Source organism: Pasteurella bettyae CCUG 2042 (genome assembly GCF_000262245.1).
Classification (GTDB): domain Bacteria; phylum Pseudomonadota; class Gammaproteobacteria; order Enterobacterales; family Pasteurellaceae; genus Basfia; species Basfia bettyae.
The window spans coordinates 53,645-66,068 of the sequence record NZ_AJSX01000022.1; the positions used below are offsets into that span (position 1 = coordinate 53,645).

Below are 12,424 nucleotides of genomic sequence, written 5' to 3' on the forward strand. Positions count from 1 at the left end.
AAAGTTTTACGAATTTGCTTAATACAATGATGTATTAATCTCTTTCGCATGTAACATTAATCCATTCGGTAACATACATTACCAAATCGATGAGTATCAATTTTCTGCTCAAGTAACAGAAACTCACGATTATCAGCTGGACGCTTACCTCGTCCAATAATCATTAAATCAATTAACTCACCTTCTGGTGTTGAAGGTGGTGATGAGTATAATTTGAATAATTTTTCTTCTGCTGATTTTAAATTTTTATCTTTAGCTAATAATGCGATAACTTTATCTGAATGTTTACGAGTCACTTTATTGGTTGGCATTCGATAAGTTAAGGCATTTCCATTTAACTGCCAGGTGCCTTTCTGCTCTACACCATATACGAAAACATTGTGATTAATCATCACTCCTTCATTAAATAATGAACCATCTTGATGTATGGTGAGATTATCAACCGTCACTAAATCCATTTCTGGATATTGAGTGGTACAATTCCATTCGCCAAGCAGATCTTGTTTCGTCACAAATACATCCTGTTTATTTTGAGAAGCACAACCGACTAACAATAATCCACATAAAGTAATTAATATTTTCTTTTGCATAGCCACTTTTCCTTACATAATTTTTTACTTTTTTATCACAGGATATTGAAGGGATAAAGCACAAAATACAATTTATCAAAATTTTTAGAAAAATAACCGCACTTTGATGAGATAATTCTCAAATAAAAAGTGCGGTTGCTTTTTCAATTATTTTGATTGCTCACGAGAAACAGCACGATAACCAATATCTCGACGATAGAAACGACCTTTCCAGTTTACTTGTTCTGCTAATTTTAACGCTTTTTGTTGGGCGGCAAATACAGAATCAGCCAATGCGGTGACACAAAGTACACGACCGCCATTGGTGACTAATTTTCCGTCTTTTTCAGCAACACCTGCCAAGAATACCTTTTCGTCACTGGTTGATTGTGTCGGAAGCCCTTTGATTTCGTCAGCTTTACGATAATCCCCTGGATAACCTTCAGCGGCTAAGACTATACCTAATGCAGCTTGTTCTGACCATTCTGATTTCACTTGGTTTAACTCGCCTTTACAAGCTTTTAAACAAAGTTCTACTAAATCAGATTTCATACGCATCATAATAGGTTGGGTTTCAGGATCTCCAAAACGACAGTTAAATTCAATGACTTTAGGCTGACCATTTTTATCAATCATTAGGCCTGCATATAAAAAACCTTTATAAATATTATCTTCTGAAGCCATACCATTTACGGTTGGATAAATAATTTGTTCCATAACTCGCTGATGAATTTCTTGAGTCACCACTGGTGCTGGAGAATAAGCACCCATACCGCCAGTATTCAGCCCTTTATCACCTTCACCTACACGTTTGTGATCTTGTGAAGTTGCCATAGGCTCAACATTCTTACCATCCACCATCACGATAAAACTAGCTTCTTCGCCATCTAAAAATTCTTCAATAACCACTCGACTGCCTGCGTCACCAAAGGCATTACCTGAAAGCATATCACGCACTGCATCTTCAGCTTCTTGTAATGTCATTGCGACAATGACCCCTTTCCCAGCAGCTAAACCATCTGCTTTAATTACAATTGGTGCACCTTTCTCACGAAGATAAGCAAGCGCTGGCTCAACTTCTGTAAAATTTTGATATTCTGCAGTTGGGATATTATGACGAGCTAAGAAATCTTTAGTAAAGGCTTTAGAACCTTCTAATTGTGCCGCCGATTGACGTGGTCCAAAAATTGTTAACCCTGCTTTCTCAAATGCATCCACCACACCTACCACTAGTGGAGCTTCTGGGCCGACAATGGTTAACCCAATATTATTTTGTTGAGCAAATGCGACTAATTTTTCCACATCTGTGACCGCAATATTAACATTTTCAACATTTGCTTCATGAGCTGTACCAGCATTACCTGGTGCGACAAACACTTTATCAGCCAGTGGTGATTGTGCAGCCTTCCAAGCTAAAGCATGTTCACGACCACCGTTACCAATAATTAAAATATTCATTTATTACCCTATCAATGTTGTTAGATTCAATCTTATAGCGTTCTCTTCTTTGCCATCTAAAAAGGTTAAAATTATAGGAAAATTTATTGTCTTTTTAACTAGTTAACCACAAAATAGTACTTATAAATTTTCCATAAAAATTAAAGTTTTTCAATAAGCAAGGCAAAGTCTGAATACCTTTCGGTTAATGACGAAAATGTCTCATTTTAGTGAGAACCATCACCATATTATGTTCATCCGCTGCATCAATAACTTCTTGATCACGCATTGATCCACCTGGATGAATAACACATTCAATTCCCACTTCTGCTGCAGAATCAATACCATCACGGAATGGGAAAAATGCATCTGATGCCATAACGCATCCTTTAACCTCTAAACCTTCATCTAACGCTTTAATTCCCGCAATTTTTGCTGAATATACTCGGCTCATTTGTCCTGCGCCAATACCAATGGTTTGGTTATTTTTGGCATACACGATAGCATTTGATTTCACAAATTTTGCGACTTTCCAGCAAAATAGCATATCTTCTAATTCTTGTTTAGTTGGTTTACGTTTGCTGACCACTTCTAAATCGTCAATAGTCACTGTGCCTAGGTCGGCATCTTGAACTAACAAACCACCATTTACTCGTTTCACATCTAAACGAGCTTGAGGTTTCGTTAATGCACCACATGCTAATACACGAACATTTTTCTTACGTTTTACGACTTCTAAAGCTTCTGCTGAAACAGTTGGTGCAATAATCACTTCTACAAATTGACGTTCAACAATAGCTAATGCCGTTGCTTCATCTAATTCACGATTAAATGCGATAATTCCCCCAAAGGCAGATGTTGGGTCTGTTTGATATGCTCGATTATAAGCTTCTAACACATTTTTACCTAAAGCAACACCACAAGGATTAGCATGTTTCACAATAACACAAGCAGGTTCATCAAATGATTTTACACATTCAAGAGCCGCATCTGTATCTGCAATGTTATTATAAGAAAGTGCTTTACCCTGTAATTGTTTCGCCGTTGAAACTGATGCTTCTTTCACTTCTTTTTCTACATAGAATGCTGCATTTTGATGGCTATTCTCACCATAACGCATCGTTTGCTTACGAATGAAATTTAAATTTAATGTACGTGGGAATTGACCACATTTAGCTTCTTTATCTTCTTCATCAGCAGTAAAATAAGGTTTTACTAATTGACCAAAATAGTTTGCAATCATTGAATCGTATTGTGCGGTATGTTCAAAGGCACGGATAGCTAAATCAAAACGAGTTTCTAAAGTTAAACTATTTTGATGTTGATCCATTTCTGCAAGTACTGCATTAAAATCAGAATTATTGACAACGATAACAACATCTTTATGGTTTTTAGCTGCGGAACGAACCATTGTTGGACCACCAATATCAATATTCTCAATAGCATCTTCTAATGTACAATGAGGTTTTGCTACTGTTTGTGCAAATGGATAAAGGTTTACCACAACCATGTCAATACCATCAATACCATGTTTTTGCATGATTTCATCATCTGTGCCACGACGTCCTAAAATGCCGCCATGTACTTTCGGATGTAATGTTTTCACACGACCATCCATCATTTCAGGAAAGCCTGTGTAATCGGAAACTTGAGTGACAGGCAATCCGCTATCAGCAAGTAATTTTGCGGTTCCCCCTGTTGAAAGTAATTTAACACCACGTTTAACTAAACCTTGGGCGAACTCTACAATCCCAGTTTTATCTGAAACACTTAATAAAGCCTGGCGAATAGGACGAATTGACATGAATTTATTCCTCAAATTGAAGCAAATGAAAACGGTAAATATCATAACGCAAACGTTTGCTTTTTTAAAGAGATATTCTAAAATTTCCTATCATTTTGATAAAATTTAGCCTAAATGAGGTAGCAGATAGACCAAAATCAATAAATTTTTTATCTAATTAATCTGTTAAAAAATATGAAAAATAAGAAATAAAAAAGCCTGCAATTTTTGCAGGCAAATTTGTAAGGAAATTTAGATTTGCAATATAGGGGTTCTATATTATATCTAAGTATTGCTAAGATAAGGGGAATCTCAACAACTTGATCAAGTCTACTTGAAGTTTTTTTTGATAACAATCATCAAAAAGAGAAAAACACTTTTTACTTTTAGTTAATAATTCAATTTATTTACTTTTTCTTTCTTAAAATTATTTATCAAATATTCACAGACACCCTATATAACAAAAGGATTTATCAGATCTAAAACTCCCTTCATATACCATCTTGATTCTATTCAAAAATTTCCTCTAGATTAAAAAAATAATATTAAATTTTTTTAATTTAATTTTTATGGACAAGGAATTTTATCATTTTTAATCATAAAAATAATTGACTCTTTTTTAAGAGACTCATTATTCATTATGCGATCTACTCATTAAATGTGGTTTTAATACTTTTAAAAATGATTCCGCATCCATAAATCCAGTGATTCTTGAATTCTCAATTTCCTGCGCATTTTGATCAAAGAAAATAATAGTCGGCAAACCGAGTACATTTAGTTTTTTCATTAATTGAATATTTTCAGAACTATTTTCTGTCATATCGGCTTGTAACAATAAGATATTTTCGAAATTTTGCTGAACACGAGGATCAGAGAATGTATATTTTTCAAACTCTTTACAAGCGACACACCAATCTGCATACAAATCTAACATTGCAATAGACTTTGGATTAGCTTTTAAAAGCTGTTGCAATTCATCGTAACTGCTGACAACTTGAAAGCTTGTCGTGGATAAAATTTTTTGTTTTCCTACCGCACTATTATCTGTGAAAGGGAAATGAGAAAACTGGTTAACACTAAAGAAAATGATGAATGTGACTAATAAACCAACCCAATACCGTTTAGAAGATACCCAACAACAAAATGCGATTAGCCAAATTACAATAATAGTTGCTTCCCAATTTGGAAATACACGAATGAGTAAAAAAACGGGTAAAAGTAATAAGACGAAACCAAATAGCTCTTTAATGATAATCATCCAACTTCCTGATTTAGGTAGTATTTTATTGCCGAATACCGTGATTAACATTAAAGGCAATCCCATGCCTAATGCAAGAAGATATAAGGTAATGCCACCGGTTAAAAGATCTCCGCTTTGAGCAACATAAAGCAATACTCCAGATAATGGTGCTGTAGTGCAAGGAGATGCCACTAAGCCAGAAATCATCCCCATAATAAATACACCACTGAATACTCCGCCTTTTTGTTTTTGACTAAGTAAGGTTAACTTGGTTTGCCAAGCAACAGGCAACTGTAATTCAAAAAGGCCAAACATTGAAAGAGATAAAATAATAAAAAGGATCGATAATCCTATTAGCACATAAGGACTTTGTAATGCAACTTGGAAAGGGAGTCCAATCAGCGCAACAATTAACCCTAACAATGTATAAGTTAATGCCATGCCTTGTACATAAACAAAACTTAAAAATAATGCTTTTGAAGTAGATGGACGTTGACCATGTCCAATAACAATCGCAGATAGCAGAGGTAACATAGGTAAAACACAAGGTGTAAATGCTAAACCTAGTCCCAGAATAAAGAACCAAAATATGGAATATTTACTATTAGAAAGCTGTTGAGCGAGATGATCCTGCTCTGATAGAGTTTGTTCTTCTGAGGATATTTGCTTTGAAAGTACATCTTTAATATTAACCAGCTTTGTTTCTGGAGGATAGCAAAAACCTTCCGTACATCCTTGATAAGAAATAGATAATTGGCTGTCATTAGGTATATCCTTAATAGGTACAGCCAATGTAAGATGATGAGTAAAAATTTCTACTTCACCAAAAAACTCATCTTTATGCGATTCTCCTGCTGGAAATACAATTCCTTTCACTGGCATATTTGCAATTTCAACATGAATTTCTTTTTTATATAAATAATAGCCATCGGCAATTTGCCAATGCAAATTCACCTGCTGTTGATTTTGTTCAGCAGAAAAAATAAATGCCTCATCTACTTTTAACGGGGCATGTTTATCAAATAATCCAGCTTTTGCAGTAATTGCGACAAAAAATAATGTCAATAAAAGTAAAAAATGTTTCATCTAGTCATATATAAAATAAAGCAGAATAATGGACAGTGTATCATAATATGACGGAGATTTAGTATAAAATCATTTATATTCTAGTTGATCAAAAAACTTATTTTAATAAAAAAAATAAGTTTGACTTTAGATATTTTTTATGTAGTATACGCATTACATTTTTTTAAAATTATTTAAAATAAAAGGAAAATTTATGAAGAAAGGTATTCATCCAGACAATTATCGCACTGTCTTATTTTTCGATAGTAATGCAAAAAAAGGGTTCTTAATTCATTCTTGTGCTAGAACAACTGCAACCATGAAATGGGAAGATGGAAAAGAATATCCTGTATTTATGTGCGATACATCTTCTGCCTCTCATCCATTTTATACAGGAAAAACTCGCCAAGTTGGTAATGAAGGTCGTGCGAGTGAATTTAATAATCGTTATGGTAAATTTGGTTCCTTAAGAAGCAAATAATTATCTTATAAGAAATTTATAAAAATTAAGGGGTTTAATATGCAAGTACTTGCTTCTCTCAAAAGTGCAAAAACACGTCATCCAGGTTGCAAAATAGTAAGACGTCATGGCGTAGTTTACGTCATCAATAAGGAAAATCCACGTTTTAAAGCTCGTCAAGGCGGAAAGAAAAAGCGTTAATTGATAACCTATTCCTATTTTATTCCACAAAAAATTTTCAACCTTTTGCGAGTAAAGTTATCAATAATCAATAAATTATCCCTTGATCTTTTTTGATTGAGGGATTTTTTCTTCAATAATTAATTGATTGAACACTTCTTTTATATCTCTTAACACCTTTTCTGCTACAGGTGGCTCATCACGTTCCACAAAATATCTCATCATACCTAAAATAGTAGTTGCAAAAATATGGGCTTGTAAATCTAGATCAGCATCACTCTTATTAGTTCCTTTTTTCACTTGAGTAATATATTGACGCTTGATTATTTTTTGTAATTCACGATACAAATTAATTTTAGGACTTTCAATTTGTCCAATTAAACGAATAATTTTCTTATTTTGTAGAAATACGGGGGTTATTTTTTGGGCAAATTGTGTGGTAGGAATGGAAAAACGATCTTCAAAATTACCTAATAACGTAGCTTTCAATTCATCAATCAGTTGTAATGCTACTGCATGTTTATTTTGAAAATGTTTATAAAAAGTCGAACGATTAATTTTCGCTTTATCTAAAATATTTTGTACTACTATATTCTCAAAGCTCTTCTCTTCTAATAATGCTAAAAAGCTAATATTAATCTGCTCTATTGTTTTGGTAATACGGATATCTTGTTTCATAAATTTAACCTGATAATGCAAGATAACCAACAATTTATCCAATTTTGTCTAAATAAGCAACATTTTGTTGGTTTTTGATGGTTGAGAATGATATTTCACCTTTCTATACTGAAGAAAGTAAATTTTGTTGAAAAAGGAATATAAGATGAAAGTAAAGTATATTGTGTTTGCCTTGGTTATCATCGGTGCTGCAACATTTGCTATATGGAAAAATGCTCAACTAAAAACAGAAAACCTAGAAGGTATTGCTACTGTAAATGGACGTTTAGAACTAAAACGCCTGGATATTGCAAGCTTATATGCTGGGCGAGTAGAAGAGATTTTTGTCCATGAAGGAGATTCTGTAGAAAAAGATCAAGTCCTCGCTCGCTTATCATCTAGTCTTTCACAAACTCAAGTTAATGCTGCAATTGCCCAAAAACAACGAGCTTTAGATGCTGTTAATCAAGCAACTTCTCAAATCGATGCTCAAGAACAACAGGCTAAAGTGGCAAAATTAGAATTAGATAATGCCACCAAATTACGCCGTGATAATCTTATTTCAACAAGTGAACTACAACGTCGTCAGGCTAGTTATCAAGCGGCTATTGCTGGGGTAAATACGGCAAAATCAGCAAAAGCACAAGCACAATCGGCTGTTGCTCAAGCAGAAGCACAACTTGCCCATGCTCAATCACAAAATGAAGATATGCTAATCAAGGCGCCTAAAGCTGGATGGGTTGAATATCAAATTGCAGAAGTGGGCAATGTTCTGGCTGCTGGCGGACGAGTAATCAGCTTATTAGATCCGAATGACACTTACATCAATGTATTTCTCACATCCGAACAATCTAATCAAATTAGAATAGATGATGAAGCCCGCATTGTTATTGATGGGTTAGATGCTGTATTTCCAGCTAAAATAACCTTTATTTCTACGGATGCACAATTTACGCCAAAATCAGTAGAAACAAAAGAAGAACGCGCTAAATTAATGTTCAAAGTTAAATTACAAATTCCAACAGATGTCGCTATTCAATATCAAAAGTTATTAAAGGGTGGAATGCCTGCATTAGGTTATGTGAAATATAACAGCGATGTTCAATGGACTGAAAATTTAACCGTAAGACTTCCTGAGATAAAGTAATATGGAAAACCAAGCACTTTCTGTAAATATTAATCAGCTTTCACATCATTATGGAAAAACAACTGCACTTGAATCTATTCATTTACAGATTCCATGTGGAAAAACAGTTGGTTTAATTGGTCCAGATGGTGTAGGAAAATCAACGTTGCTGTCATTAATTGCTGGTGTCAAAATTATTCAATCTGGATCAGTAGAAGTATTTGGCTTAGATATCTCACAAAAACAAAACCGAAATCAGCTTTCTCATAAAATAGCCTTTATGCCTCAAGGGTTAGGGAAAAATCTTTATCTCACGCTTTCTATTTATGAAAATATTGATTTCCACGCTCGTTTATTTGGACTCAATAAAGCACAACGAAAAGCTCGTATTGAACGGTTATTAAAAGCAACAGGTTTATCTCCTTTTGCTGATCGTCCTGCTGGAAAATTATCTGGAGGAATGAAACAAAAACTCAGCCTTTGCTGTGCATTAGTGCATAATCCCCAACTATTAATTCTTGATGAACCAACTACAGGTGTTGATCCACTTTCTCGTCGTCAATTCTGGCAATTAGTGGAAGCATTACGTCAAGAAGAACAAGAAATGACTGTTATTGTAGCAACTGCCTATATTGATGAAGCAGAGAATTTTGAACATGTTATTGCAATGGATGATGGAAAAATTATTGCTGACTCTCCGACAAAAAAAATCATTGAGGAAACGCAAAGTGAAAATCTTGAACAAGCCTATGTTAAACTTCTTCCCCCTGAAAAACGTGGTGCAGAAAATGGCTTAATCATTCCACCTTTTGATAGATTAGAACATGAAGAACCTGCTATTGTAGCAAAAGGCTTAACTAAAAGATTCGGTGATTTTACCTCTGTAGATAATGTAAGTTTTACGATTCCTAAGGGTGAAATTTTTGGTTTTCTAGGCTCTAATGGCTGTGGTAAATCAACCACCATGAAAATGCTAACGGGTTTACTCGAGCCCACTGAAGGCACTGCTACTTTACTCGGTCAGCCAATTGACGCTAGTGATATTGATACCCGTAAACGTGTGGGCTACATGTCTCAAGCTTTCTCTTTATATGAAGAATTAACCGTAAAAGAAAACTTGGAATTACATGCTAAACTGTTTCAGATTCCTGCCTCAGAATGGAGCAATTACGTCAATTCAGCAATGGAACAATTTGATTTATCCCACATTGCTGATGAAAAACCTAGTGCCTTACCTTTAGGTATTCGACAACGCTTACAATTAGCAGCTGCCTGCTTACATAAACCAGAAGTACTCATCCTAGATGAACCGACCTCAGGTGTTGATCCTGCAGCAAGAGATATGTTTTGGGAATATTTAATCAAACTATCAAGAGAAGATCACATTACTATTTTCGTCACCACTCATTTTATGAATGAAGCGGAGCGTTGTGATCGCATTTCTTTTATGTATCGTGGTCGTGTATTAGGCATAGGAACACCAGAAGAATTACGCCAAGGTAAAAATACTTCGAGTTTAGAAGAGGCTTTTATTATTTACTTGCAGGAACAAGCTGATGATATTACATCAGCCTCCGCTGAAAAAGCAGAGGATTATAAAAAAAGTGCGGTACAAAATTCAAAAATTTCACCTTATCATCAAGGCTTATGGGCTTGGTGGTCTTTAGTTTGGATCTTTGCTGTCCGAGAAGGGAAAGAACTAATCAAAGATAATATTCGCTTATTTTTTGCATTATTTGGTCCTATCATTATGCTATTAGCGATGGCTTCGAGCATTTCTTTTGATGTTAATCCTATGAAATTTACGGTATTAGATCATGATAATTCATCAGAAAGTCGTAGATTAGTGGAATATTTTTCTGGCTCAAGATATTTTATCCAGCAACCCGATATTCATACTTTTGACGAAATTAATACCAATTTACAGCAAGGCAACGTCAAATTAGTTATTGAGATCCCTATTGATTACGGAAAAAAATTACTTAGTGTACAACAACCTGAAGTCGGTTTTTTTATTGATGGCGCTTTTCCATCTACAGCTGAAAATCTTAATGGCTCTGTAATCGGTGTTCTTACTCAATATCAACGTGAAACATTGAAAAAAATTGGCTTCAATATTTCAACACAACGCTTACTCGAACCCCGTTTTGTATATAATCAAAATTTCAAAAGTATTTTTGCAATGACACCAGGAATCATTATGTTGGCGATGGTTTTAGTCCCATCAATGATGACAGCATTAGGCGTCGTACGTGAGAAAGAAATAGGTTCTATTATGAATTTATATGGTTCACCTGCGAGTACCTTACAATTTCTATTAGGAAAACAAATTCCTTATGTTGTACTTTCTTTCATCAGTTATTTGACTGCAGTATGGGTTGCCATTGTCATTTTCGGTGTTCCCATTAATGGTTCTACTTTTGCGATGTTATTCGGGGTAATCACGGCTTTATTTGCCTCCACTGCCTTTGGTTTATTCGTCTCAACCTTTGTTAAAACTCAAATTGCAGCAATCTTTGCCACTGCAATTATTTCTATCGTACCAACCATCAATTTCTCTGGCATGATGTACCCGATTTCAACATTGCCAGACAATATTTATACCCTAGCCCATGCATTTCCTGGCTATTGGCTACAACTTATCAGCTTAGGAGGTTTCACCAAAGGATTAGGATTTATGGATTTTCTTAACGGTTACTTAGCATTATTGATTATCTTTGCTATTTATATGCTATTAGCGATATTACTCTTAAAAAAACAGGAGGTATAAATGTTCCGTTGGTTAAAAAATGTAATCTTCCTGTCTGGAAAAGAATTTAAAAGCTTATTTAGTGATCCAATTCTTGTGGTATTAATTATTTATATGTTTAGTGCGGCACTTTATACTGTTGCAAATACTATTTCCACTGAAGTCAAAAATGGTTCAGTGGCAATTATTGATAATGATCATTCTATGCTTTCTTATCGTTTACAAAATAGTTTAATTCCGCCTTATTTTCGTAAGGTCCATGAAATTCAAGAAAAAGATGCACATCGCCTAATGGATACGGGAGAATATACTTTTATTATTGATATCCCGCCTAATTATGAAATAGATACTTTAGCAGACCGAGACCCGCAAATTCATCTTTCTATTGATGCTACCGCAATGACTCAAGCTGCCATTGGTTCAAGTTATATTACACAAATCTTTATGCGTGAAAAAAATGACTTTTTACAAATAAAAGATAGTTCCCATATTATGCCGATAAAAATGGCTATCAATGTCCTTTATAATCCAAATTATTCCAGCAAATGGTTTATGGGAACCATGCAAATTGTCGGCAACCTAAATTTATTGACGATGCTATTAGTCGGTGCGGCTATTATTCGAGAACGAGAACGTGGAACAATTGAACATCTACTCGTGATGCCTGTACGCTCTAGCGAAATTGCCATTGCCAAAATTATTGCTAATGGTTCAGTGCTATTAGTTGTAGTGGCTCTCGCTCTACAGTTTGTTACAGGTGGATTATTGGGAGTGCCCTTGCCTAAACATGCTTTAATTCTATTTGTGATGGGAGCTTTTACTTTCATTTTTGCCATTGCATCTCTCGGCATCATGTTAGCGATATTTGCTCCGACAATGCCACAATTTGGGCTATTGTGCATTCCTGTTTATGTCGTAATGTACTTACTTTCTGGCACCGTTTCTCCTATAGAAAATATGCCAGAAATAGCCCAATATTTAACTCAACTTTCTCCCACAACGATCTTTGGTTCTTATGCACAAGATGTAATCTTTCGAGGAGCTAATTTAACTATGGTATGGGATAAATTACTAAAAATGATTGGGCTAGGTGCTGTTTTTCTCAGTATTGCTTTAGTCCAATTTAAAACAATGCTTTCAAAACAAGGCTAAAAGTGC

General features: G+C 34.7%; 10 protein-coding genes. 5 read left to right on the plus strand and 5 right to left on the minus strand.

All coding sequences use genetic code 11. From position 1 onward, the window contains the following. Positions 1-56: 56 nt before the first annotated feature. From HMPREF1052_RS10930 to HMPREF1052_RS04425, 4 genes are all read right to left on the minus strand, one after another. Complete coding sequence (locus tag HMPREF1052_RS10930; protein WP_005760043.1) at positions 57-590, minus strand: hypothetical protein; 534 nt, start codon at positions 588-590, stop codon at positions 57-59. Positions 591-737: 147 nt separating this feature from the next. Next, a complete protein-coding gene (gene purD, locus HMPREF1052_RS04415) occupies positions 738-2,027 on the minus strand; it encodes a phosphoribosylamine--glycine ligase (RefSeq protein WP_005760022.1) in 1,290 nt (429 codons plus the stop codon). Between the two features lie 184 nt (positions 2,028-2,211). Continuing rightward, the gene (gene purH / locus HMPREF1052_RS04420; RefSeq protein ID WP_005760154.1) at positions 2,212-3,810 is read right to left on the minus strand and encodes a bifunctional phosphoribosylaminoimidazolecarboxamide formyltransferase/IMP cyclohydrolase; all 1,599 of its coding nucleotides are present in this window, start codon (positions 3,808-3,810) and stop codon (positions 2,212-2,214) included. A 610-nt stretch (positions 3,811-4,420) separates the two neighbouring features. Continuing rightward, the gene (locus HMPREF1052_RS04425) at positions 4,421-6,115 is read right to left on the minus strand and encodes a protein-disulfide reductase DsbD (protein WP_005760060.1); all 1,695 of its coding nucleotides are present in this window, start codon (positions 6,113-6,115) and stop codon (positions 4,421-4,423) included. Positions 6,116-6,308: 193 nt separating this feature from the next. Between HMPREF1052_RS04425 and HMPREF1052_RS04430 the strand changes: the two genes are divergently transcribed. Together HMPREF1052_RS04430 and ykgO are read left to right on the plus strand one after the other, a co-directional pair. Beyond that, complete coding sequence (locus tag HMPREF1052_RS04430) at positions 6,309-6,575, plus strand: type B 50S ribosomal protein L31 (RefSeq protein WP_005760053.1); 267 nt, start codon at positions 6,309-6,311, stop codon at positions 6,573-6,575. Positions 6,576-6,614: 39 nt separating this feature from the next. After that, the gene (gene ykgO / locus HMPREF1052_RS04435; protein ID WP_005760152.1) at positions 6,615-6,755 is read left to right on the plus strand and encodes a type B 50S ribosomal protein L36; all 141 of its coding nucleotides are present in this window, start codon (positions 6,615-6,617) and stop codon (positions 6,753-6,755) included. 75 nt (positions 6,756-6,830) lie between these two features. Here the strand turns inward: ykgO and HMPREF1052_RS04440 are convergent, their stop codons facing one another. Then, positions 6,831-7,412 (minus strand): TetR/AcrR family transcriptional regulator, encoded by a 582-nt coding sequence (locus HMPREF1052_RS04440; protein WP_005760118.1) that lies wholly within the window; start codon positions 7,410-7,412, stop codon positions 6,831-6,833. A 145-nt stretch (positions 7,413-7,557) separates the two neighbouring features. Between HMPREF1052_RS04440 and HMPREF1052_RS04445 the strand changes: the two genes are divergently transcribed. The 3 genes from HMPREF1052_RS04445 to HMPREF1052_RS04455 are packed head-to-tail and all read left to right on the plus strand — an operon-like array spanning position 7,558 to position 12,418. Further along, the gene (locus HMPREF1052_RS04445; protein ID WP_005760011.1) at positions 7,558-8,538 is read left to right on the plus strand and encodes an HlyD family secretion protein; all 981 of its coding nucleotides are present in this window, start codon (positions 7,558-7,560) and stop codon (positions 8,536-8,538) included. 1 nt (position 8,539) lies between these two features. Continuing rightward, complete coding sequence (gene rbbA / locus HMPREF1052_RS04450; RefSeq protein WP_005760064.1) at positions 8,540-11,287, plus strand: ribosome-associated ATPase/putative transporter RbbA; 2,748 nt, start codon at positions 8,540-8,542, stop codon at positions 11,285-11,287. Further along, on the plus strand, positions 11,288-12,418 hold the full coding sequence (locus HMPREF1052_RS04455) for an ABC transporter permease (protein WP_005760160.1): 1,131 nt from the start codon (positions 11,288-11,290) through the stop codon (positions 12,416-12,418). It begins immediately after the preceding gene. Positions 12,419-12,424: the final 6 nt, after the last annotated feature.

What these genes read in the sequence shown, in the direction of transcription:
- purD (WP_005760022.1), bottom strand. Translation starts at nt 2,027, where the DNA reads ATGAATATTTTAATTATTGGTAACGGTGGTCGTGAACATGCTTTAGCT.
- HMPREF1052_RS04430 (WP_005760053.1), top strand. Translation starts at nt 6,309, where the DNA reads ATGAAGAAAGGTATTCATCCAGACAATTATCGCACTGTCTTATTTTTC.
- HMPREF1052_RS04455 (WP_005760160.1), top strand. Translation starts at nt 11,288, where the DNA reads ATGTTCCGTTGGTTAAAAAATGTAATCTTCCTGTCTGGAAAAGAATTT.
- HMPREF1052_RS10930 (WP_005760043.1), bottom strand. Translation starts at nt 590, where the DNA reads ATGCAAAAGAAAATATTAATTACTTTATGTGGATTATTGTTAGTCGGT.
- HMPREF1052_RS04445 (WP_005760011.1), top strand. Translation starts at nt 7,558, where the DNA reads ATGAAAGTAAAGTATATTGTGTTTGCCTTGGTTATCATCGGTGCTGCA.
- HMPREF1052_RS04440 (WP_005760118.1), bottom strand. Translation starts at nt 7,412, where the DNA reads ATGAAACAAGATATCCGTATTACCAAAACAATAGAGCAGATTAATATT.
- HMPREF1052_RS04425 (WP_005760060.1), bottom strand. Translation starts at nt 6,115, where the DNA reads ATGAAACATTTTTTACTTTTATTGACATTATTTTTTGTCGCAATTACT.
- purH (WP_005760154.1), bottom strand. Translation starts at nt 3,810, where the DNA reads ATGTCAATTCGTCCTATTCGCCAGGCTTTATTAAGTGTTTCAGATAAA.
- rbbA (WP_005760064.1), top strand. Translation starts at nt 8,540, where the DNA reads ATGGAAAACCAAGCACTTTCTGTAAATATTAATCAGCTTTCACATCAT.
- ykgO (WP_005760152.1), top strand. Translation starts at nt 6,615, where the DNA reads ATGCAAGTACTTGCTTCTCTCAAAAGTGCAAAAACACGTCATCCAGGT.